Consider the following 22,438-nt stretch of genomic DNA (forward strand, 5'->3'; position numbering starts at 1 on the left):
TAATTCGCTAACTAATTAAGCCATGCCTGTAATTCTGCCTGTAAAAGATAAAAGCCCGGTTTGGGGTAAAGATTGTTTTATTGCCGAAAACTGCACTATAGTAGGGGATGTGGTGATGGGCGATAATTGTTCGGTATGGTTTAACGCTGTGATCCGTGGGGATGTGCATTATATTAAAATAGGTAATAATACCAATATCCAGGATGGCGCGGTGATACATGCTACTTATTTAAAAGCACCAACCAACATAGGTAACAGTGTTTCTATAGGGCATAATGCGCTTGTACACGGCTGTACTTTGCATGACCATACTTTGGTAGGGATGGGCGCCATTGTGATGGATCACGCTGTTGTAAATGAGTTTGTGATCATTGCTGCAGGTGCCGTGGTATTGGAAAATACCATCTGCGAATCAGGGTATTTATATGCCGGTATTCCTGCCAAAAAAATAAAGCCCCTTACTGATGAGCAAAGGGCTATGTTGAAGCAACTGCCTCAAAATTATATCATGTATTCGGGCTGGTTTAAGGAGTAACTTTTTCTTTCGGAATAGTGACCGGTTCTTCTGCTTCCCAGTTTGGCCTCAGGGTAATAAGTTTTTCATTTAACCAGATATTTTCGGGCTGTCTTTTTAGCCGCACATTACCGCTGTCCCACTTGCCGTTTTTATTTTCATCATAAATGATCCTTATATAATATTTGGCAGCCAGGATCCCTTTATATACCAGCGAAGTGTTTTTGGTAATCGGATCACTTTGAATTAATTTCTTGTCTTCGCCTAAAAGCTCAACTACATATGCTTTGGCTGTGTCAGGTACGGTTAACTTTACTGTGAGCTGGCTATAATTATCCAGCTTATTGATCTGGAATTTTTTAGTTAGGCGTTTATTCTTATCACCATAAATATCGGTTAAAGCACCGTCGTTCAGTATCAATTCATATTTACTTGTTTCCCGCCATCGGTATTTTAAATTAAGCAGCTTGTAATTGCCTGTGTCTTTTTGGATGGTATAATCGCTTGTAGCTACCGAATCTTCATTTAAAGTGATTAGCGATTGGTCGAAATTTTCGACAGGGATACTTGCCGTGATCACCAAATTGCTGCCCGGTTTTAATTTGCTATCGTTACCAATGTTATAGCTTGTTGTTAAAACGCGCGTAAAGCTTTCGTTTTTACGCTTAAGCTGATATATGGTATCAATAGGCTTACCCTTGTCAAATATGGCTACACGCAGGGAATCAAAGTTCATATTGCGTAGGTAAACGGAAGCTGTATCCTTGGTACGCGAAAATGAGACTTGCTTTTTACTATCAGCATCAGTAGGGTAGAGTACTTTGATAGCCGGTTGCGTTAGCCCTTTATTGAATACAAGCAATAGCTTGCCGTCGGTGTCAAAACGTTTTTCGGATACCCTGAATTTTTCGGGATCTTGCTTAAACAAGTTTAACTGGATGTTAGATGTATCCGCTCTAAGATGGATAGGCTTTTTTAAGAAAGCGATCAATTCATCATCGCGGTTAAAAATTTTATCAGGACTTGCTTCTTTTAGCGCATAGATACGATAGTCATCTTCGCGCAAATTATTCAAAGCAAAATTTCCTGACGAGTCTGTAAGCGCAAAGATCGACGGCTTCTTTTTCCCGAACAGTGTGTCTTGCTTTACAGGAAAAATGAAAACCAATACATCTTTTTCTTTTTCCTGGGTGAGGGTATTGGTTACCGTGCCGGTAATGCTTAACGAGTCGATATGGTTACCGGTAGAAAAAACGTAAGTAAAATTTTTAAGGATGTTACTTTCGTTTACGTCCTGTATTGCTTTACCAAAGTTGATAACGTATGTAGTATTTTTTTGAAGCGTGTCCTTAAATTCAATTTTTAATTTTCTTTTGTTTGATGAGTACTCGGGTTGCTTCTCCATGGCCGGGCTCATGCTGATCTCCTGGTAAGCGTTGGTGAGTTTGATAAACTCGTCAAATTCCAGGTCGATTTGTTTGGCGGCAAAATTCCTGGTTTTATTTCCCGGGATTGCTTTCACCAATTTTGGCGGAGTTTGGTCGCGCGGCCCTCCCTGGGGTGGTTGTTGGGCTGCGCAGCCAAAAATGAATAAAACGATAAAAATCAGTAGTGAATTTTTGTAAAAAATTGCCGGTTTTGTATTTAACATGATTTTTAGGCGATATAAGCGATTTTTATGTTTTTACAACAAGTACTATTAAAAATTGAAAATAATTGATTTAAAAGGATATTTTATAAATACTTAATTATCAGTAATTTATGAATTATCTTGACACGTGAACCATTAAAACAGAGATATCCGATGGTGAAACACCCGAAATTCGTGAGGCCTGGCCCAAAGTACGCGGTTTTATACGCATCAGTTTTTCGCGGGCCTCTTTTGATAACGACACCAAAGTGTGGTAATCAAAATTTGGATTGATCTCACGGTCTTCCATTTTTTTCATTCGGTCAACGATCTCCATCTCCTTGATGAAATAACTCTCATATTTGATTTTTATTTCAGCCTGCTCAATAGTTTCTTTATCATAGGCAGATAGTAACTCGGCTAAAGGAGCGTCTGCTTTTTTAAGATCATCAAAAGTAACCTGTGGCCTGCTCAATAAATTAAAGAGCTTGTTGCTTTGGGTAAGCGCGCTTGTACCTAATTCTTCTAACAGGCTGTTTACCGTAGATGGATCGATAGATTTACTTTTGGTATAAGCTACTATATCATCTGAGTTTTTTACTTTCTGATTTACTTTTTCCAAACGCTCATCGCTAATCAATCCCAGCTCATGCCCCAGAGGAGAGAGCCTGATATCGGCATTGTCCTGGCGTAATAACAGGCGATGCTCTGCCCTTGAAGTGAACATGCGGTAAGGTTCTTCCGTGCCTTTAGTAACCAGGTCATCTATCAAAACACCAATATATGATTCTGATCTTTTAAGGATCAGCTCATGCTTATCGTTAATTTTTTGGTGCGCATTGATACCTGCTATGAAGCCTTGTGATGCCGCTTCTTCATAACCTGTAGTACCATTGATCTGCCCGGCGAAGTACAGGTTACTGATCTGTTTAGTCTCTAACGTTAAACCCAATTGTGTAGGAGGGAAGAAATCGTACTCGATGGCGTAACCTGGCCTGAACATTTTGGCGTTCTCAAATCCGGGTATTTTGGTGAGTGCTTTGTATTGTACATCCTCGGGCAGGGAGGTAGAGAAACCATTTACATAGATCTCCACAGTATTCAATCCTTCGGGTTCAACGAAAATTTGATGACGGTCGCGCTCAGCGAAGCGGTTGATCTTATCTTCAATTGAAGGGCAGTAACGCGGACCTAAACCTTTAATTCTGCCCGTAAACATGGGCGATTTTTCGAAGCCTTCTTTTAGTGTTTCATGTACATCAGTATTGGTATAGGTGATCCAACAGCAGCGTTGTTCTTCTATAAAAGGTACATCGGTAAAGGAGAATTTTCCTCTAACCGGGTCGCCCCATTGCTCTTCCATCAGGCTATAATTAAGACTGCGGCCATCTACACGGGGTGGGGTACCAGTCTTCATGCGGCCTGCTTCAAATCCTAATTCAACTAATTGCTCGGTTAATCCTGTAGCTGCTTTCTCTCCTGTACGACCTCCGCCAAACCTTTTTTCGCCTATATGGATCACTCCATTTAAGAAAGTACCGTTGGTTAATACCACTGCATCTGTTTCAATTTCGATACCTATAGAAGTACGCACACCTGCAATAGTATTGTTTTTTACTATTAAAGAAGTAACAGTATCCTGCCAAAAATCAACATTAGGAGTTGCTTCTAATGCTAAACGCCACTCTTCGGCAAACCTCATGCGGTCGCTTTGAGCTCGTGGGCTCCACATAGCGGGGCCTTTTGACTGGTTAAGCATCCTGAACTGGATAGATGTTTTATCAGTTATAATGCCCGAATATCCACCCAAAGCATCTATCTCCCGCACTATTTGTCCCTTGGCAACGCCGCCCATTGCAGGGTTACAGCTCATCTGTGCAATGGTGCCCATATTCATGGTTATCAGTAAAACTGACGAACCTAAGTTAGCAGCGGCAGCAGCAGCTTCACAGCCTGCGTGCCCGGCACCTACTACTATTACATTATATTTCTTAAACATTTTATCCTCCTTGTTCCACTTTTAGTTAGTCTTGAGTTGTAAGTTTTAAGCCTAAAGTTGACTTATTAGTGTTTTAGTTCAAGATTTGTTCCACGTGGAACGTTTGTTTTTAAAGTCTTGAGTCGTCAGTTCTGAGTTGTTAGATTTATTATATTTTTGAACTGCGACTTTAAACTTCTGACCTTGAAAGAACGTTCCACGTGGAACGTTCTTTCATATTACGTATATAAATTTTGAATGAAGACTTTATACTTTCGACTTAGTTCTTCAGACTTAAAACACAAAATTAACTCAATTAAGCAGATGTTCCACGTGGAACTCTGAATAATGATATTAAAGCTACAAATCCCCAAACGCCTTCTAATACCACAAAAGGGTAGAAGCTTACCATATAGGATGCATAACAACAAGTACCTGCACCAATTAAGTTCATTAAGCTGTATATCTTATTTTGTGCTGATAATTTACCCGTTAAATTCAATAAAAAGGCTATCAAAAGAATGATTACACCTGTTGATGCTATAATATCTGAAGTTTTCATTATCCTTCGTTTAACTCGGTTAATTCCATCCAACGGGTACTTTTGTCGTCCAGTTGTTTGTTTAAAACCTCTATTTGCTTTAATATTTCATCAAGCTTTTTAGGGTCAATTCCTGAAGCGTTTAGTTGTTCGTTTTTGTCCTTAATGTTTGCTTCAATGGTATTGATTTCGCCCTCTATGTTTTCCAATTCCTTTGCTTCTTTAAAACTTAACTTGCTTTTTTTTGCTGTAGGGGCTTGTGCCTGAACTACGGGAGCGGGTTTCTTAGCTTGTTGTTTGGCTTCCTCTAACTCTAAGCGGTATGATGAATAATTGCCGTTAAAGATCCTTACATGACCTTTTTCTTCCATGATGAAAAGCTGATCAGTAAGTTTATCCAGCAAATACCTGTCGTGCGATACCATCATCAATACACCGCCGTAATTGGTTAAAAACTCTTCCAGTACGTTTAAGGTATCTATATCTAAATCGTTGGTGGGCTCATCCAGTATCAGGAAGTTGGGGTTCTTCATAAGGATGCTCATTAATTGCAGGCGTTTCTTTTCACCACCACTTAGCTTTGATATAAAGCCGTACTGTTTGGCAGGAGGGAAAAGGAATAAGGTAAGCAAAGCAGAAGCCGAAATGGTTTTACCATCGGCCATGGTAATGAACTCTGCAACGTTCTTTACAATATCAATAACACGTTCGTCATCCTTAAAAGTGATCCCTGCCTGGTGAAAATAGCCTATTACAGTTGTTTCTCCTTTAACTACACTTCCTTTATCTGGCTGTAAAGCGCCTGTGATGATATTTAGCAGGGTTGATTTGCCACTACCGTTACGGCCGGCTAAGCCAATCCTATCGCCTTTTTTAAATATATAACTGAAGTTATTGATGTAGGTATTACCATTAAAGGATTTGTACAGGTTATCCATCTCCATGATCTTGTTGCCCTGACGCGCTGTTTTAACGCTCAATTCAACCTTATCACGGATGCCGCCGTTCTTGGTTTTCTCTTCCAGATCATAATAGGCATCAATACGTGCTTTTGACTTGGTGCCACGGGCCTGGGGTTGACGGCGCATCCATTCCAGCTCTTTCCTTAACAGGTTTGAGTTTTTCTGAAACGCTGCCTCGTCGGCTGCTTCACGTTCTGCTTTCTTTTCAAGATAGTAACCGTAGCTGCCATTATAAGGCTGGATCTTGCCACGGTCAATTTCTAATATCTCGTTGCACACGTTATCCAGGAAATACCTGTCGTGCGTAACCATCAAAATGGTTTTGTTGCCTTCGGTCAATAATTTCTCCAACCATTCAATAGTATCAATATCCAGGTGGTTGGTGGGCTCATCCAGTATATAAACTTCAGGATCTTCAATAAGCAGTTTAGCTAAGGCTAAACGTTTCTTTTGCCCGCCCGATAGAGTAGTTATGTGCTGATTGAGGTGATGAATATCTAATCGACCTAAAATGGTTTTGATTTTGTATTCGTATTCCCAGGCATCAACCTCGCTCATTTCTTCCATTACCTTTTCAATGGCCTTGGTGTTTTCAGGATCGTTCTCCATCAGTTCCTCGTACCTGCGGATTAGCTGTTGCTGCACATCATCGGCATGGAAAATATAATCGCTGATGGTAACCGCGTTTTTAAAGTTAGGATCCTGCTCAAGGTAACCCATGTTAAGGTCACGGGCCTGAACTACTTTGCCTTCGGTTGGTTTTATAGTACCACCTAATATTTTTAGAAGGGTAGATTTGCCGGCACCATTAACGCCTACAAGCGCAACCTTACGGCCACGGTTAATACCAATGGTTACATTTTTAAATAACCAGTTGTCATGAAATTGATGGCCAAGGTTCTCGGCAGAAAGATAAGTACTCACGATAGTTGTTTTATTTTATCCGACTCGTATATAAATACACCGGTCGCGTTTTTTATTGATTGTTTATACATGGCCATGGCAACGGTTGAGGCCTCAATGCTTTGGTATTTTTTCCATCCTCCAAAAAGCAATGGATTAATAATTTTCATTAAGCCGTTTACAAACTTTTCCATTGGTCTGCTTTCCTGCCTGTCGCCCACTAAAAAGGATGGCCTGTAAATATGAATAGCGGGTATACCCGTTGCCGTTATATCGGCTTCTGTTTCTCCTTTAGTTTTGGTATAGAAATTAACGCCATTGATATCAGCTCCAATTGAGGATACCAAATGATATTGTTCAAACCCGTTTTGCTTGGCCAATTGTGCCAGTAATAACGGATAATCATGATCAATCTTGCGATAAACGGTCAAATCAGGCGTTTTCTTTTTAGTTGATCCTAAACAGGAGAACAGGGCATGGCCAGTCAGCTCATTTTTGTATGTTTCGGGCTGATCAAAGTCAATAACAAGCTGTGTTAATTTTTTATGCTGAAGTGGTATTTTTTTTCTGACCAGGATCAATACTTCATCATAATAGGCTTGTTCTAATAAAATTTGCAGGAGGTGACTGCCAATAAGTCCGCTTGAGCCTGCAATCACAGCTTTTTTTGCCATTACTTATTGATTTTCCGCAAAAATACGCATAATTAAATTGTGGAATAAATATTGTGTGTTTAAACATATAAATCAAAATAAGATGAAAACAATATTTTATCCCGAAGCAGAACGCGGACATAATGATATAGGCTGGTTAAAAGCAAATTTCTCGTTCAGCTTTGCTTCACATTACAATCCCGAAAAAATGAACTTTGGTGCGTTGCGCGTATTGAATGATGATATCATAGCTGCAGGCCGTGGTTTTGGCAGTCACCCTCATGATAATATGGAAATTATCACCATCCCTTTAAAAGGAGGGTTGGAGCATAAAGATAGTATGGGCAATACAGGTGTAATAAATGCGGGGGAGGTGCAGGTGATGTCGGCCGGTACGGGTATATACCATTCAGAATATAATGCGTCGCATAAAGAGGCTGCCAATACATTGCAGATCTGGCTTTATCCTAAAGAAAGGAATATCCAGCCGCGTTACGATCAGATGAATTTTAAAGACCGTTTTAAATTGAACGAGCTAACCACACTGATCTCCCCTCAAAAAAGTGAAGACACACTTTGGATCAACCAGGATGCGACGTTTTCGATGGGCGAATTTGAAGCAGGGCAAACTATCAACTATGATATTAAAACCCAGGGCAATGGTGCTTATGTGTTTGTGCTGGATGGAGTGGTTAAAATAAACAGCCAGGTTTTAAACAAAAAAGATGCGCTGGGCGTTTATGATACAAGTTCACTTACAATTATAACCGAAGAGCCATCCCGTTTCCTGATCATTGATGTACCGATGTCATAATCAGTATTTAGCCTGAATCCACAAAGTGAATATTATTGAAAGTTCAAAAACAATTGAGCATTGCTTTGTTGTTGTTTACTATTATTTAAGATTCACTGATGGAAGCACAGCAGGAACTAAGCGGATGGCGAAAATGGATGGAAGGCATAGGCGACTATGTGGTATTCTTCACACGCTTTTTCCGTAACATATTTACCGGTGGCTTTGAATGGTCGGAGTTTGTGAGGCAGTGCTACGAAATAGGTTACCGGTCCATGATGCTGGTGGGTATAACCTCCTTTATCATGGGCATGGTGCTTATTTTGCAGCTCAGGCCTTCGCTCATCTCTCTTGGCGCCGAAAGCATGCTGCCTAAAACACTTGCAGTATCACTCATCCGTGAGATAGGGCCGGTGATCACTGCTATCATCTGTGCCGGTAAAATAGCCTCAAGCATAGGTGCCGAGCTGGGCAGTATGAAAGTGACCGAGCAAATTGATGCTATGGAAGTATCGGGCGCCAACCCCGTTCAATACCTGGTGGTAACACGCGTATTGGCTACCAGTTTCATGATCCCGTTATTAGCCATTATAGGTGATGCAATTGGTCTATTCGGCGGCTTCCTGGCACTCAATTTTACCGATAGCATCAGTTTTTCTCTTTACTTCAATAAATGTATAGCCTCGCTTGATTTTACTGACCTGCTGCCCGCTGTTGTTAAAACGGTGCTTTTTGGGTTTGCAGTTGGTTTTGTAGGATGTTATAAAGGTTACCATTCGGATAAAGGAACTGAAAGTGTAGGCATAGCGGCTAACTCGGCTGTGGTAACTGCTTCCCTCTGGATCTTCATTATTGATGTGATAGCTGTTCAGATAACCAGTTTGTTATTTTATAAATAAGATGAAAAAAGCAAACGAAGATATCGAACCAAAAAAGGAAGCTCCAGTCCAAAAGGAAGAAGTGGTGATACATGCTAAAGGCATTAAAAAATCCTTCGGAAAGAAGAAGGTGCTTAAAAATATCACTTTCGACCTGAAGAAAGGCGAGAACATTGTTGTGCTGGGTAAATCAGGTCAGGGGAAATCAGTAACCATTCAATGTGTGGTAGGTATGCTTCAACCTGATAGCGGCGAGTTAAAGGTTTTTGGCCAGGATATAACAACGATGAATGATGATGAACTGAAGCAGCTGCGAATAAAGATAGGATTCCTTTTTCAGGGTGGGGCACTTTATGATTCCATGACGGTGAGGGATAACCTGGAGTTTCCGCTTACGAGGGTGTTAAAACTGAAAGATCAGAAGGAGATTGATAAAAAGGTTGAAGGCGTGCTGGATGCTGTTGGTTTATTAGATGCGATAGATAAAATGCCCTCCGATCTTTCGGGAGGGATGCGGAAGCGGGTAGGCCTGGCCCGTACACTGATCGTTAACCCCGAAATTATGCTGTATGATGAGCCTACCACCGGGCTTGACCCCATTACCTCCTGCGAGATCAGTGAGCTCATCAATCGCCTGCAACGAAAGTATGAAATATCATCCGTCATCATTACCCACGATATGGAGTGTGCCCGTATTACTGCCGACAGAATCCTGGTAATGGACGAGGGTGAATATATAGCCGAAGGCTCATACAAAGAGCTTGAAAAATCGGACAATGAAATGGTCAGATCTTTTTTTAACGAACCCGCATGAAAACCACATCAGCTCAAAAAATAAGAATAGGCATGTTTACCTTTTTAGGGTTGGCAGTGCTGTTGGTTGCTATATTTTTAATAGGGAATCAAAAGAGTCTCTTTAATTCTACCTTTCATGTTTATGGACGTTTTAAGAATGTGAGCGGCCTGCAGGTGGGTAATAACGTGCGATTTGCAGGCATTAATGTGGGAGTAGTACAATCTATCAATATCGTAACCGATAGTTCAGTACGGGTTGATCTTACACTGAATAAGAGCGTTAAAAAGTTTATCAAGAAAGACTCAAAACTAAGCATAGGCAGCGACGGACTGATGGGGGATAAGCTGGTAGTGATAGCACCCGGTGGTATTGTAAGCCACGAAGAGATTGAAGACGGCGGAAAGTTAGGTTCGATAAACCCGGTTGATGTAGACAGGATCATCAACAAGCTTACCCGGGTAGCTGATAATGCTGAATCACTAACCGAAAACCTGACCGGCATAGTTGCCAAGATAAATAAAGGGCAGGGCAGCATTGGCCGCCTGTTGAACAGCGACAAAATGGCCCGCGACCTGGAAGGTACCGTTAAACAAGCCCAAACTACAATTAAAACAGTTCATAGTACAACCAACACCCTTAATGAAGACTTAACCGCTGCCCAGCATAACTTTTTGTTGAGAGGTTTCTTTAATAAGAAAAAGAAGCGCGAGCAGCAAAGACAGGACAGTATTAAAAAAGTCCAGGAAAAGATTCAGGAGGATAAAGAAAAGGCAGCCAAAGAAGCTGAAAAGCAAAAGGAGAAAGCAGCTAAGGAAGCAGCCGATAAGCAGAAGGGGAATAATTAAAAACATTTGTCATTTCGACAAACAAGCGCAGGCATCGTGAGGTGGCTGTGAGGAGAAATCTTGTACGCCATGCAAAGCGATCATTGCATGGCGTACAAGATTTCTCTTTCGCCCCGACTCAGAATCTCTCCCTGCTCTATCGAAATTTCATTATTATTTTATTGATAATCAAATAATTATGTAAATGTGCCACGTGGAACAATTATAAAATCAAAGTTATCCCACCAAACACTCTAAACCCATCCCTGAATGCACCATTCATCTGGGTTTTATCAACTTCGCCACTATTAAGATAAAGCTCATCTGTACCATTACCGGTTTGCCAATGCAGGTATCCACCGCCGGCTTGGATTGCTATATGATTGGTAATAACGTAAACCGCTGTCCCATTGGCATTTAAACCATACCCGTTGGCGTGGTGACGATAGCTTACCGGGTGTTGAAACGTGGTGATCAGGTTCCAGTTACCATTGGCATTATAGCTTACCTGGTTGTAGGTGATATCAGCATTAAACTTTAGCTTTTCAATGAGTTTTATCGATGCTATGGCCTTGATAAATACACCTGTCCATTTAGTTTGGTAGCTGCTGTTTAAACCCGGAAAACGATTGTCGCTATCATACAGAGATAACGATTGCCTGTTATCACCGTATCCTGTATAAGGCGTAAGCTTAAGCCAACTATTATTAATTAACTGATAGCCTGCACCTATTGCCCAGCCTTGCATATGTCCTTTACCAGCATCAAATGTTTCATTATAGGTATTACCGATACGATTATCAGTGCTATAGTCCGAATCATTTACGGTGCCCGAGGTTATGAATTGCCGGGTATAATCTGAATAAATTTTAAATCGTTGATATACATTATATTGTAAAGAAGCAGCAATGCTTTGTCCGGCAAGCTTTGTCCATTTCAGCTCCGAAAAAATATTGGGGTTTTGACCATTACTGTTACCAGCTATCGACCAGTGAAAATTTTCGCGCTGATAGCCATCGGTGATATCAAACTGAAGTTTGTTTCCGCCTGATTGTGCGAGTAAAGAATTGGCGTTCAACATCAGCCATAAAAGACAAAAGCCGGTAAATTTTTTCATTAACAGGTTTATAAAAAAGGAAGCCTGCCCGCTAATTAAACGGGCAGGCTAAATATATCATTTTAAATTATTGATTTACACCGAAAGCTTCCCATCCGGATGCCGTTGCCCGGTTACAGGTCATGGGTTGTGTGCCATTTTCGCTGGAAATAAATTTGCCGTTATTACCCCTGAAGGTAACTTTACCATCGGTAGTAGGCACCCAGTCAAATTTTTCCCAATCGCCTACAGTAGTGCGGTTACAGGTAATAGCTTGAGTACCGTTTTCGCTTGATACGTATTTACCCATAGCCTGAAGCGCTACCTTGCCGCCTCCGGCATCAACTACAGTAAATTGTTCCCATGCCGATGCCGTAGCTCGGTTACAATTCATGGCCTGTGTGCCGTTTTCGCTGCTAACGTATTGGTTATTAAATCCTTTTAAAGTGATAGTTTGACCAATAGGAGGATTTGTACTGCTACCCGATAAGTCATAAACCCTTACGTAATCAACCACCATGTTGCAGGGTAATGCACTATCATTGATGGTATTACCCGGCAAATCGCCGCCGATAGCCAGGTTAAGGATAATAAAAAACGGATTATGGAACGCACCGGTATTGTTGATATTATTGGCAATATTGCCGGTTACATACAGGGTATTATCTACATACCAGCGGATTGAGTTGGCATCCCACTCAACAGCATAGGTATGGAATCCTGTTGGCGTAGTGGTTGTGCTGCCTCCATATTGTACGTGGCCGCCATTGTTGTACCAGTGCATGGTGCCCAAAATGGTGTTGGAGGTGTTTACCTGCTCCATAATATCAATTTCGCCGCATTGTGGCCAGCCTACTGTGCCTATGTTTGCACCCAGCATCCAAAATGCGGGCCAGGTACCCTGCACACCGGGAAGTTTGATACTTGCCTCGATACGACCGGATGTTGGCTGATATTTACCTGCCGTAGTTAATTTAGCTGATGTATATGGCTGCCCGCCAACGGATTCCTTTTTAGCTGTAATGGTAAGAAAACCACCAGACACAGTTGCATTTGCCGATTGATAGTATTCTTTTTCATTATTAACTCCGGGATTGCCGTTATCAATGTTCCAGTTGGCGGTGTTAACGCTTGTGCCGTTAAATTCATCGCTCCAAAGCAGTGTACCTGCCCTTGGTGTGGTGGTTGAGCTGCCGGTTGTTTCATCGGTTGTTTTAATGGCGGGTGCCGGTCTGTTCAAGTCCTTGCTGCAGGATGAAATTAAAAGCATAAATGCCGATGCAGTTGCGGCGCTCTTCGCAAAGTTTAAAAGTTGTTTCATAATGATGATATTGGTGAATAATTAATTGGTTTCGTAAGTAATTACTGGTTTACACCAAAAGCTTCCCAGCCCGATGCTGTTGCACGGGTGCAGGTCATGGCCTGGGTTCCGTTTTCGCTTGAGATAAATTTGCCGTTATTGCCCCTGAGGGTAACTTTTCCGTCGGTAGTGGGGATCCAGTCAAATTTTTCCCAATCGCCATAGGTTGTGCGGTTACAGGTAATGGCTTGTGTACCGTTTTCGGAGGATACATATTTACCCATAGATTGCAACGCTATTTTGCCTGCGCCTGCATCAACAACCAAAAACTGCTCCCATGCAGATGCAGTAGGACGGTTGCAATTCATAGCCTGGGTGCCATTTTCGCTGCTTACGTATTGATTATTAAAGCCTTTAAGTGTGATAGTTGAACCGATAGGTGCCCCTGATCCCGAACCGTTTGATTGTGTACCAGTCCATTTAAAGGTTGCTACAGCACCCGCGGCTAAAGTATAAGTAAACGATTCGGCTCCCCATTTTACTTTAAAGCTGGTGCTTGATGAGCCATTGTTAAGAGCGATAAGCACCTTGCTGCCATCGGAGTTTTTAAAAGCTACATTTTGGATACTGCCCGATAGGTTGGATGAAATGCGGACTGCGCCCGGTCTTACAAATTTTGAAGCGTGACCGATAATGTAATAGCCCACATTGCGGGTAATAGATGTACCACTAACAGTGATACCACCTAAACAGGTACTGCAACCGCCCGGTGTGTGTGGATTATTATTAGGATCGGAAGCCAGGTTCCATTCAAGCACGTTGCGACTCCAGTTGCGGGTAGCGCCAATAATGAGGGTGTTTACGTGCCATGACAGATCGCCGCCAAAGTTGCTTGGCGCACCAACCCATTGCTCGGTAAAATAAACGTTTTTGTTAGGATAGGCATTATGTACATCGGTTAAAGAACTGATATTACCTGCATACAGGTGAAATGCCGAACCATCAACATAGGGATTGGCGCCGCCATCAGCCAACACTGTTTCAGGGTAATCAATCCTGTCGGTATTATGGTCATAGGCAATGATTTTGGTTTGGAAGCTTGCGGCCCTGATCTGCGGACCGAGGTTATTTTTGATAAAATTGGCTTCTTCGGCGGGTTGCATTACCATACTTGGGTTGTTGTATGGGTTAAGTGGTTCATTTTGAGGGGTGATGGCATCAATAGTAATACCTTGCGCCTGCATAGCCTGTAGATATTTTACAAAGTACCGGGCATAGGCGTCATAATAGCCTGCTGCTGTATTGAGGCTGCCGCCGGTGTATCCGTTATTGCCGGTTGTATTCACCTTCATCCAGGTAGGGGCAGTCCAGGGCGTGGCGATAATTTTGATGGATGGGTTTATGGCGATGATTTTTTTCAGGATTGGCAGCAGGTCCTGGTTTTCGGCGCTGATGCTGAAGTTGTTCATATTAAAGTCGCCGGCGGTTTGGTTATAAGTAAAATCGCTGGCACTAAGGTCGGATGCACCAATGCTGATGCGGATATAGCTGATTCCGATTTGCCCGTTGGCCGTACCAAAAAGCTCGTTAAGTACATTGGCCTGATTACTGCCAAGACCATTCAACAACCCGGCACTACCGCCGGTTAAAGTAAAACCAAAACCGTCGATACCCTGGTAAGTTTGGTTTTCGTCAACAGTAATGGTTGTGGCATTGGTGCCTGCATCGGCTGCGAAATTGAAGCTGGTTTGTGCCTGCAAAAGATTTGACTGATCGGCAGTGGTGAGCCAGGCATTAACTACTTCGTTGGCTGCACGGGCTACGGTTCCGCTTGTTTTTTGATCGGGAGCTCCAGGAGTGTTTACATTCTTTTTACAGGAGTAAAAAGCAGCGGCAATAAGCAGGGTGAGGGCTGCAAACCGCCTTAATTTGTAATTGATTTTCATTTAGTTATTATTTAGTTGATTGATTTGATATTCAAAAAACATCACATAAGCCGCTATACAACAGCTAAATATGTATAATGATATTTAACTGCCGCTTAAGAATATCAAAGCATTGTTTTGGGGCGAATGCACCTGTATAATGCTGTTTTCCATAAAGCAGAGCTATGTGTAGCTTAAAATTGGCTGTAGCAAATCTACAGGAATTTAAACGGATTGATCAAGTAAAATGTTCATAAATAATTGATTTATAGTGTATTATGTGTGTTTTAATACGCTTGCATCACATTGTTTAAAACAGCAAAAATTACTTTAAATAGCCTGTGCAACGTTTTTGTTGCAATGAATTTTTTTTTGTGATACGCTTACTTCGCAATTGCTTTTAAAGAAAAAATGAGTAGGTATAGCTTTGAGCTATAAATAAATAAGACGAGAGGGAATAAAAAATATAGGTATAATTAAGTGAGAAGGGCTGTCATCCTGAAGAATGAAGGATCTTCTTCTTTTACTGGCGCAAGTCTTGTGTGATGAGTAGCGCCCGGGGGGACTTGTGACTTTCTACAGATATAGTTTTTTCCGGACAGTAAAGTCACAAGTCATCCACCCACCAGCAGCCGCACAAGACTTGCGCCATTTGGTGCAACACTTGCGTCATTTAGGAGTGGAAAAAATTCGTGAAATTCGCTAAATTATAAGCCTGCTCAGGCATTCGTGCTGTTATCAATCACCAGCTTACTCCAGCCTTTATCACCTGCGTTTTTGATCTCTTTTTTGCGCTGTTCCATTACTTTTTTAATGCGCGAGCTGTAGGCCCAGCAGGTACTTTGGCGAATGGAAAGAATTTCGGAGAGTTTATGTGACGAGATCTTGCCTTTGGTTGAGTACATCAGGAAGATCATATAGAAAGCTTTATTAATAGGGATGCGGGTATTTTGCAGTATGGTATAGGCTATCACCGATTCTTCATAACCGCATTTTGAGCACCGGCGACTGTAGGGGAGATGTCCGCTACCGTAGTGGGTGTTGCTGCACTTACGGCAGGCATAGCCATGTTCCCATTTCAGGTCGGACAGGAATTTGAAGCAGGTTTCCCGGTCGGGATAAATACGGCTAAACTCTTCAAAATCAACCTCGGTGAGCATTACCCTGTCGTGGGTAACCTTTTCAATATCGTTATGCAGTATGATGTTATCTTTTTCGAGCAGGACATTCATGCGCGAAATCTCTTCGGCCTGTTGTTGCAGCAATTCATTAACTGATTTAAGTTCTTCGTTTTGCTCGGCTATCATCGATGATTTTTCAACCAGTTCACGGGTACGTTCCTGTACCTGGGCTTCGAGGCTGCGGTTCAGGGTATCTTTCAGCTCCTCGTTTTGCTTCATCTGCGTTATGATGTTTTGCTGGGCGATATCCTTTTCCTTTTTCAGGATCCGCACTTTATCGCCAATAGCAAAAGAGATAAAAAGCATTTCCATAATAAAACAAACGCTGAGGCTGTAATAATCAAACTCGGTAACGGGCAACCACCAGATGTTTAACGCTATACAGGTTTTAATAATAAAGCCTGTGAGCAGGAAGGTATACCCGATAACAAAAAACCTTGCCGGTTTATAACCCTTGATCAAAACATAGCAGCCGGCGTAAAATGAAATACTTAACGGCAAAAATTCGATGATCTTGTAGTTAAACCAGGCCATATTAACAGCGATACAGGCCAGGAAATAGATACACCTGAAAACGATAACTCCTTTGATCACCTTGTTTAAACGAGGGGCATTAACTTTTAAATTGAGCAGGCTTTGAGCAAACAGGATAGCGAAAATGCTGGCCGAGAACAGGGCGATTCCATAGGCATAATTGTTCCAGCCGGGATTATTTGGCCAGATGTACTGGTAGGCAATGCCGTCGGCACACATTTCGTACAGGCCGATACTTAGGTTATAAACGATATAATACAGATATTGGACCTGGCGCATGGCTATAAACATCATAAAATTGTACAGGCCAAAAACCAGGATCATGCCGTAAAAAATGCCAAAGAAGAAATATTCATCGAGCGCGTAACCAATAAAGCGGCTTACGGTACGCAATACCATGATCACATTTACTGAGTGCCCCGAGCGGATGCGGATATAATAAACATCATCAGGCCCAACGTTACTGTTGATATTGACGCTAAAATTTTTGTGTTTGTAAAAACGGGCGGCAAAAGGGTGGCTGCTGCCCAGGGATGTTGCCCTGTAGGTATCTTTAACAGGCGAATAAACGGTAATACTATCGATAGTTTGATCAAAAAATTCCAGGATCCAGTTATTATTGGAGGCATGGGTCTTGCCAATTTTGATACGGTACCAATAGGCGGAGTTGTTATGGTGGGTAACGGGAGTTGGCTCGGGGTTAAATGCAAATTTGCCGGCTAAATAAGCGGCATGAATACCATCGAGGCCAAGTTTACCCGTTGTATCTTCAAAATAAACAATCTGTTTGTATTCAAAAATATGCTGGTTTACATTGTCGTTTATTTGTACCGTAGTTTGGGCCTTTATGCTTGTTGAAAAGCACAAGCAAAACACAACAATACCGATAAAAAATCTCAGTAACGGTTTAAACATAGGCGCAGCAAAATGAATGTTTTTCGCACCTGTAATGTTGGATTCACTACAGGCGCGAATGAAATGGTTGTTTGGTTAGCGTCAGGCCGGATACAATTATAATATTTTTATTTTTCTAATCCTATTAAAAGTATGTTATACAGTTATTTAAAATGTTAATTTTTAGCTATATGTTGCTAAAATACGGGTATTACCATACATAAGTAGCCACCGAGCCGTTGGCTAAAGTGCTCGAGGCTGTTTTTCCATCTATCTTAAAGTTAAAGGTTTGCTGGCCTCCGCTTGAATTTAGCACGATTAAAACCATACTGCCATCGGTATTTTTAAAAGCAACGTTTGGTAATCCGGCTACACTATCAGATGATATCCTTACAGCACCAGGCCTCACAAATTTTGAGGCATGCGCAATAATATAGTAAGACACATTTTTTGTAACGGCGGATGATGAAGTAACAGTTAGCGCACCGCGACAGGTGGTACAGCCGCCATCCGTATGCGGGCCGTATTCTGTATCAGTGGCGAGGTTCCATTCCAGTACATTGCGGCACCAGTTGCGGGTTGCGCCAACAATCAGGTTGCTTACATGCCATGACAAATCGCCGCCAAAGCCGCCATTTGATGGGGTGTATTGTTCGGTGAAATAAAGGTTTTTGCTTGGGAAGGCATCATGCAGCGGGCTAAGCGCATTGATATCGCCATTATACAGGTGGAAAGCCGATCCATCAACAAAAGGGTTTGCCGCAGCATCACTGAAAATATCTACCGGGTAACTGGTGTTATCGGCATTATGATCATAAACGATGATTTTAGTAGTAATACCGGCTGCTTTGAATTGCGGGCCAAGGTTGTTTTTGACAAAATTTGCTTGTTCATTTGATGGCATATACATAGCCGGATTATTGTAAGCGTTTAATGGCTCATTTTGCGGGGTTATGGCATCAATGGTAATGCCTTCGGCTTTCATAGCCTGGATGTATTTTACAAAATAGCGGGCATAGGCATCATAATAAGCGGTATTCAAACTGCCGCCTTTAAATCCATTGTTTCCAAGTGTGTTAACCTTCATCCAGGTAGGGGCTGTCCAGGGGCTGCCTAATATTTTAATGTTTGGATTAATAGCAAGAATCTTCTTCAATACAGGAATGAGATCGGCCTTTTCGGCATCGATAGAAAAGTTTTTCAGATCCACGTCTGTTAAACCGGGGGTAACTTCATCATAAGTGTAATCTGTAGCGCTCATATCAGATGCGCCGATACTGATGCGGAGATAACTTACACCGATATGGGTATCATCGGTGGAGAAAAGATCTTTTAATACTTCGTCCTGCTTTTGGGCTGTTAATTTATTAAGCACCATAGCGCTGCCTCCGGTGAGGCAGTAACCAAAACCATCAATGGTTTGGTAGGTAGTGGCTGCGTTGATATTAATGGTTGAGCCGCTCCCCGCCGTTGTACCAAAATTGATAGTTACATTTTGTTTAGCGAAAGCGGTAGCCTGATCGGCAGTGGTGAGCCACATGGCAACATCGCTTTTAGCTGGTGTTACCACCGGCGGCATAACAACTGGAGATGTTTGTGTTGGCGTTACGGTTGATTTTTTACCGCAGGCTTCACCGCTAAAAATACCGATTGTAATAAATGAGGCTAACAGAACGCTTGTAAAATTATTTTTCATCAGAGGGACATTTAAAACCGGTTTACATAAAATTGAGCGGCTTTACTTTATTAAAAATTGGTTTATTTGACTGCTTAACATGACTAATATATGAACCGCTAATGGCTATAACAAGCGTATATTTGTGGTGCAGAGGTATTAAATAGCCAGTTTTAAGAAATTATGATACGCTTTAATACCAAACGAAACGATTGCCTGTAAAGCAAAAAACTATAAAACCAATGCGAATCGAACATTATAATACCAAGCCAAAAAAAATTATATTTTTTTTATTAGTACTGCTGTTTGCAGCGCGTTTAACAGCAAATGCACAAAATATCCGGGTTGCGGCTGCGGCCAACCTGCAGCCTGTAATGGAGGTTTTGCAAAAAGAATTTAAGCAAAAAACGGGTATTACTATAGATGCTGTAATAGGATCATCAGGTAAGCTGGTGGCGCAGATCAGCAACGGAGCTCCGTTTGATGTGTTTTTATCTGCAGATATGAGCTTTCCGGAGACCTTATTTAAAAATGGTTTCGCAAAAGAAAAACCGGTGGTATATGCCTCTGGTAGCCTCATCATCTGCAGTACGCAAAACATTGGTTTTGAAAACTGGGAGAGGTTGTTGCTTTCGGCCAGGATAAAAAAGATCGCGGTGGCTAATCCTGCTATTGCTCCTTATGGTAAAGCCGCTGAGCAATCGCTTCAGGATAAAGGGATTTTAGATGATGCCAAACCCAAGATAGTTTATGGCGAGAGCATATCGCAAGTAAATACTTATATCACCACAGGTGTAGCCGATGTTGGTTTCACCACGCAATCGCTGGTGAAGGAACTTGGTAATAAAACACCATTATATTACAAAATCATCGACCCAAAAACCTATGAGCCGATACAGCAAGGTATCGTGATTCTGAAGCATGGAGCTGATAATTCATCGGCAGATAAATTTTATCGATACATTTTAAGTCCTGCCGCCAAAAGTATTTTCAAGACCTATGGCTACCGGGTACAATAATTTGTATTTTTATTGATGGACTTATCGCCCATATGGCTTACGTTAAAATTAGCTGGTATTACCACGCTGTTGTTGCTGCTTATCGGGCTGCCATTTGCATGGTGGCTTTCAAAAGGCAGGTCCTTTATTAAAATCATTATTGAAGCAATTATTACCATGCCTTTGGTGCTGCCGCCATCGGTGCTGGGCTTTTATTTGTTGCTGGCTTTTAGTCCGCAGCATGGCTTGGGAAAGTGGCTGCATGATACCTTTGACGTGCAATTGGTTTTTTCGTTTCCGGGCCTGATCCTGGCTTCGGTAATTTATAGCATGCCTTTTATGGTGGGGCCGGTAAAATCTGCCCTGCAGCAGTTACCGGCATCATTGGCCGAGGCATCTTACACATTGGGTAAAACCGAATGGCAAACTTTTAGATATGTGCTGTTGCCCAATATTAAACCGTCACTATTAACCGCTGCGGTATTAACGTTTGCCCACACGCTTGGCGAGTTTGGCGTTGTGCTGATGATAGGAGGGAATATCCCGGGAGTTACAAGAGTAGCATCCATTGCGGTATATGATTCGGTTGAGAAGATGGATTACGCATCGGCTAATAATTATTCGCTAATTCTATTTTCCATTACGTTTATCTTGGTGATATCTGTTTTTATATTCAAGAAATACCAGGCGAAAGGTCCCTTAGCATGATCAGCGTAGATATCGAAATAATGCTAAAGGCCTATCACGACAGGCCGTCGCTCAAAATAAACAGGCTGTTTAATACGGGTAGCATCACTAAAATCTTAGGGCCATCCGGTTCGGGAAAAACCACCTTGCTGAAAATAATAGCCGGCCTGGGCTCTCCTGAAAGCGGAAAGATCGTAGCTGATGGTGTTACCTGGTTTGACGTTGGGCAAAAGATCAATATCTCTCCCCAAAAAAGAAATGTTGGCTTCGTGTTCCAAAGCTATGCCCTGTTCCCGAACATGACAGTACAGCAGCATCTGGAGTATGCCACAACTGATGCGGACTGGATAAAGCAATTACTAAAACTTGGGCAACTGGATAAGTTTATTAATCATAAGCCCGATCAGCTTTCAGGAGGGCAACAACAGCGCCTGGCAATATTAAGGGCGCTGGCCATTAAGCCAAAGCTGCTTTTGATGGACGAGCCATTTTCGGCACTGGATAGTAAAATGAAAACTACATTGATTGCCGAACTTAAGCTTTTACTTAAGCAATTAGGGATTACTACCATTATAGTAAGCCATAATTTGAAGGAGCTGGAGATGTTTGAAGGGGAGGTGATGGATTTTGAGGAGTTGATTTAAGCATTTTATAAATACCCCGTCTCCCCCCTGGCTCCGGCTAAACACAAACTAAATATATTTCTACTTGCGCTCGTTAAAAACGAGTGCTTAATGTAGTTTGGCGTTTGTAACGCCATTTACGCGGCGCTTACGTTATAAACGTAAGCCCATGTTAAGCACTCATCACAGATGAGCGCAAGGTGTAATGATTCAATCATGTGGATGTTACCAAGAATGAAAAGTAAAAGCCATGTCATTGAGAAGGAACGACGGAGCAATCGCATGATATATTGGGCGAATATGCTTCCATGCGATCGTAACCCTTCACTGACCAACGGATTTAAATTACTCAGGGTGACAGGCCCTCTTTGCGGCAACAAAAAATCTTAATTATTTACTATTGCTCTTATCCCCGTCAGATATCGACTTGATGAGGCTGCCCCACGCAAGCGGGTTTAACAGCGGATTTGGGGTAAGGGAGTGCGAGTTCAGGATAGTGGTATGCATGTTTTGTGCATTGGCCGATTGTATTTCCTGGGCATCGCGGGGTAAGGTGTTGTAAAGGGCAGATAGGGTGGCTTTGCTGATGTTTTTGCGGGCTATTTCCAGATCATCATCAGCAAGTTTTATAGCCAGGAAATCTTTTTTAAACTCATCGGTAGTTGCCCACGGAAATACGTGGAACGTGGGCAGGTTAATGATCTGCGCTTTCAGAGACACCTGGGTAGTATAGCTTTCGTTTGGCAGGTTTGACGGGATAACCACGGTAACCGGCGCATAGCCTACGCAGGTAAAACGAAGCGTATCGCGTTCATGTACTACAAATGAAAAATAACCTTTATAGTTGGATACGTTAACGATATTATGTGCCGTAGTATTGGTAATGGTTACGTACGGAATAGTGATCTTGATGCTATCCGCATTATGTGTGATGCCTGTAAACTGCACAACGGGGCGATCTTTGCTTTGCGCAAAAGCACCCAGTGATACAAACATAAACAACAGGCCAACTAAATATTTCATAAAACCATTAACTACTTAACTCAACATATA

At 42.0% G+C, this 22,438-nt stretch carries 19 protein-coding genes; 8 read left to right on the forward strand and 11 right to left on the reverse strand.

What is annotated here, in order from left to right; genetic code table 11:
- Nucleotides 1-22 precede the first annotated feature (22 nt).
- The gene (locus ACEN9X_RS11620; protein ID WP_243484361.1) at nt 23-535 is read left to right on the forward strand and encodes a gamma carbonic anhydrase family protein; all 513 of its coding nucleotides are present in this window, start codon (nt 23-25) and stop codon (nt 533-535) included.
- Here the strand turns inward: ACEN9X_RS11620 and ACEN9X_RS11625 are convergent.
- The 5 genes from ACEN9X_RS11625 to ACEN9X_RS11645 form a co-directional block, all read right to left on the reverse strand.
- Nucleotides 525-2,165 (reverse strand): Ig-like domain-containing protein, encoded by a 1,641-nt coding sequence (locus tag ACEN9X_RS11625; RefSeq protein WP_413670526.1) that lies wholly within the window; start codon nt 2,163-2,165, stop codon nt 525-527. The genes ACEN9X_RS11620 and ACEN9X_RS11625 overlap by 11 nt on opposite strands.
- Nucleotides 2,166-2,280: 115 nt before the next feature.
- Nucleotides 2,281-4,143: a tRNA uridine-5-carboxymethylaminomethyl(34) synthesis enzyme MnmG gene (gene mnmG / locus ACEN9X_RS11630; protein WP_413670527.1), complete on the reverse strand. Its 1,863-nt coding sequence runs from the start codon at nt 4,141-4,143 to the stop codon at nt 2,281-2,283.
- Between the two features lie 295 nt (nt 4,144-4,438).
- Complete coding sequence (locus ACEN9X_RS11635) at nt 4,439-4,684, reverse strand: CBU_0592 family membrane protein (RefSeq protein WP_413670528.1); 246 nt, start codon at nt 4,682-4,684, stop codon at nt 4,439-4,441.
- A complete protein-coding gene (locus tag ACEN9X_RS11640; protein ID WP_413670529.1) occupies nt 4,684-6,549 on the reverse strand; it encodes an ABC-F family ATP-binding cassette domain-containing protein in 1,866 nt (621 codons plus the stop codon). Before ACEN9X_RS11640 ends, ACEN9X_RS11635 begins: the two co-directional genes overlap by 1 nt.
- Nucleotides 6,546-7,202: an oxidoreductase gene (locus ACEN9X_RS11645; protein WP_413670530.1), complete on the reverse strand. Its 657-nt coding sequence runs from the start codon at nt 7,200-7,202 to the stop codon at nt 6,546-6,548. The genes ACEN9X_RS11640 and ACEN9X_RS11645 overlap by 4 nt, the downstream gene beginning before the upstream one ends.
- 82 nt (nt 7,203-7,284) lie before the next feature.
- Between ACEN9X_RS11645 and ACEN9X_RS11650 the strand changes: the two genes are divergently transcribed.
- The 4 genes from ACEN9X_RS11650 to ACEN9X_RS11665 all read left to right on the forward strand — a co-directional run bounded on the left by ACEN9X_RS11650 (nt 7,285) and on the right by ACEN9X_RS11665 (nt 10,493).
- Complete coding sequence (locus ACEN9X_RS11650) at nt 7,285-7,995, forward strand: pirin family protein (protein WP_413670531.1); 711 nt, start codon at nt 7,285-7,287, stop codon at nt 7,993-7,995.
- 98 nt (nt 7,996-8,093) lie between these two features.
- Entirely contained in the window at nt 8,094-8,873 is a 780-nt protein-coding gene (locus tag ACEN9X_RS11655; protein WP_413670532.1) for an MlaE family ABC transporter permease, read from the forward strand.
- Between the two features lies 1 nt (nt 8,874).
- Nucleotides 8,875-9,666 carry an ABC transporter ATP-binding protein gene (locus ACEN9X_RS11660; RefSeq protein ID WP_413670533.1) on the forward strand — a complete coding sequence of 264 codons (792 nt, stop codon included), beginning with the start codon at nt 8,875-8,877 and terminating at the stop codon, nt 9,664-9,666.
- Nucleotides 9,663-10,493: an MlaD family protein gene (locus ACEN9X_RS11665; protein ID WP_413670534.1), complete on the forward strand. Its 831-nt coding sequence runs from the start codon at nt 9,663-9,665 to the stop codon at nt 10,491-10,493. The genes ACEN9X_RS11660 and ACEN9X_RS11665 overlap by 4 nt, the downstream gene beginning before the upstream one ends.
- 202 nt (nt 10,494-10,695) lie before the next feature.
- Here ACEN9X_RS11665 and ACEN9X_RS11670 read toward each other — a convergent pair whose 3' ends face one another.
- From ACEN9X_RS11670 to ACEN9X_RS11690, 5 genes are all read right to left on the reverse strand, one after another.
- Nucleotides 10,696-11,589 (reverse strand): hypothetical protein, encoded by an 894-nt coding sequence (locus ACEN9X_RS11670; RefSeq protein ID WP_413670535.1) that lies wholly within the window; start codon nt 11,587-11,589, stop codon nt 10,696-10,698.
- 67 nt (nt 11,590-11,656) lie between these two features.
- On the reverse strand, nt 11,657-12,889 hold the full coding sequence (locus ACEN9X_RS11675) for a family 16 glycosylhydrolase (RefSeq protein ID WP_413670536.1): 1,233 nt from the start codon (nt 12,887-12,889) through the stop codon (nt 11,657-11,659).
- Between the two features lie 41 nt (nt 12,890-12,930).
- Nucleotides 12,931-14,814 (reverse strand): glycoside hydrolase family 30 beta sandwich domain-containing protein, encoded by a 1,884-nt coding sequence (locus ACEN9X_RS11680; protein ID WP_413670537.1) that lies wholly within the window; start codon nt 14,812-14,814, stop codon nt 12,931-12,933.
- A gap of 698 nt (nt 14,815-15,512) precedes the next feature.
- A complete protein-coding gene (locus tag ACEN9X_RS11685) occupies nt 15,513-17,423 on the reverse strand; it encodes a 7TM diverse intracellular signaling domain-containing protein (protein ID WP_413670538.1) in 1,911 nt (636 codons plus the stop codon).
- Nucleotides 17,424-17,613: 190 nt separating this feature from the next.
- Nucleotides 17,614-19,098: a glycoside hydrolase family 30 protein gene (locus ACEN9X_RS11690; protein ID WP_413670539.1), complete on the reverse strand. Its 1,485-nt coding sequence runs from the start codon at nt 19,096-19,098 to the stop codon at nt 17,614-17,616.
- A 221-nt stretch (nt 19,099-19,319) separates the two neighbouring features.
- On the opposite strand from ACEN9X_RS11690, the gene modA reads away from it, so the two are divergent.
- Genes modA through ACEN9X_RS11705 form a run of 3 tightly spaced genes read left to right on the forward strand, consistent with a single transcriptional unit; the run spans nt 19,320 to nt 21,406 of the window.
- The gene (gene modA, locus ACEN9X_RS11695; protein ID WP_413670540.1) at nt 19,320-20,096 is read left to right on the forward strand and encodes a molybdate ABC transporter substrate-binding protein; all 777 of its coding nucleotides are present in this window, start codon (nt 19,320-19,322) and stop codon (nt 20,094-20,096) included.
- 15 nt (nt 20,097-20,111) lie between these two features.
- Nucleotides 20,112-20,783, forward strand: coding sequence for a molybdate ABC transporter permease subunit (gene modB / locus ACEN9X_RS11700; protein ID WP_413670541.1), 672 nt, complete (start codon nt 20,112-20,114; stop codon nt 20,781-20,783).
- Nucleotides 20,780-21,406 (forward strand): sulfate/molybdate ABC transporter ATP-binding protein, encoded by a 627-nt coding sequence (locus ACEN9X_RS11705; protein ID WP_413670542.1) that lies wholly within the window; start codon nt 20,780-20,782, stop codon nt 21,404-21,406. The genes modB and ACEN9X_RS11705 overlap by 4 nt, the downstream gene beginning before the upstream one ends.
- A 369-nt stretch (nt 21,407-21,775) precedes the next feature.
- Here the strand turns inward: ACEN9X_RS11705 and ACEN9X_RS11710 are convergent, their stop codons facing one another.
- Nucleotides 21,776-22,408, reverse strand: a complete 633-nt coding sequence (locus tag ACEN9X_RS11710; protein WP_091210216.1) for a hypothetical protein — start codon at nt 22,406-22,408, stop codon at nt 21,776-21,778.
- Nucleotides 22,409-22,438 lie beyond the last annotated feature (30 nt).

It is taken from the genome of Mucilaginibacter sp. Mucisp86, assembly GCF_047324315.1.
Classification (GTDB): Bacteria; Bacteroidota; Bacteroidia; order Sphingobacteriales; family Sphingobacteriaceae; genus Mucilaginibacter.

Bases quoted from the DNA above. Each gene is read 5' to 3' on its own strand.
- ACEN9X_RS11670 (WP_413670535.1), bottom strand. From the start codon at position 11,589: ATGAAAAAATTTACCGGCTTTTGTCTTTTATGGCTGATGTTGAACGCC.
- ACEN9X_RS11680 (WP_413670537.1), bottom strand. From the start codon at position 14,814: ATGAAAATCAATTACAAATTAAGGCGGTTTGCAGCCCTCACCCTGCTT.
- mnmG (WP_413670527.1), bottom strand. From the start codon at position 4,143: ATGTTTAAGAAATATAATGTAATAGTAGTAGGTGCCGGGCACGCAGGC.
- ACEN9X_RS11650 (WP_413670531.1), top strand. From the start codon at position 7,285: ATGAAAACAATATTTTATCCCGAAGCAGAACGCGGACATAATGATATA.
- ACEN9X_RS11665 (WP_413670534.1), top strand. From the start codon at position 9,663: ATGAAAACCACATCAGCTCAAAAAATAAGAATAGGCATGTTTACCTTT.
- ACEN9X_RS11690 (WP_413670539.1), bottom strand. From the start codon at position 19,098: ATGAAAAATAATTTTACAAGCGTTCTGTTAGCCTCATTTATTACAATC.
- ACEN9X_RS11705 (WP_413670542.1), top strand. From the start codon at position 20,780: ATGATCAGCGTAGATATCGAAATAATGCTAAAGGCCTATCACGACAGG.
- modB (WP_413670541.1), top strand. From the start codon at position 20,112: ATGGACTTATCGCCCATATGGCTTACGTTAAAATTAGCTGGTATTACC.
- ACEN9X_RS11655 (WP_413670532.1), top strand. From the start codon at position 8,094: ATGGAAGCACAGCAGGAACTAAGCGGATGGCGAAAATGGATGGAAGGC.
- ACEN9X_RS11710 (WP_091210216.1), bottom strand. From the start codon at position 22,408: ATGAAATATTTAGTTGGCCTGTTGTTTATGTTTGTATCACTGGGTGCT.
- ACEN9X_RS11685 (WP_413670538.1), bottom strand. From the start codon at position 17,423: ATGTTTAAACCGTTACTGAGATTTTTTATCGGTATTGTTGTGTTTTGC.
- ACEN9X_RS11635 (WP_413670528.1), bottom strand. From the start codon at position 4,684: ATGAAAACTTCAGATATTATAGCATCAACAGGTGTAATCATTCTTTTG.
- ACEN9X_RS11645 (WP_413670530.1), bottom strand. From the start codon at position 7,202: ATGGCAAAAAAAGCTGTGATTGCAGGCTCAAGCGGACTTATTGGCAGT.
- ACEN9X_RS11660 (WP_413670533.1), top strand. From the start codon at position 8,875: ATGAAAAAAGCAAACGAAGATATCGAACCAAAAAAGGAAGCTCCAGTC.
- ACEN9X_RS11620 (WP_243484361.1), top strand. From the start codon at position 23: ATGCCTGTAATTCTGCCTGTAAAAGATAAAAGCCCGGTTTGGGGTAAA.
- ACEN9X_RS11675 (WP_413670536.1), bottom strand. From the start codon at position 12,889: ATGAAACAACTTTTAAACTTTGCGAAGAGCGCCGCAACTGCATCGGCA.
- ACEN9X_RS11625 (WP_413670526.1), bottom strand. From the start codon at position 2,165: ATGTTAAATACAAAACCGGCAATTTTTTACAAAAATTCACTACTGATT.
- modA (WP_413670540.1), top strand. From the start codon at position 19,320: ATGCGAATCGAACATTATAATACCAAGCCAAAAAAAATTATATTTTTT.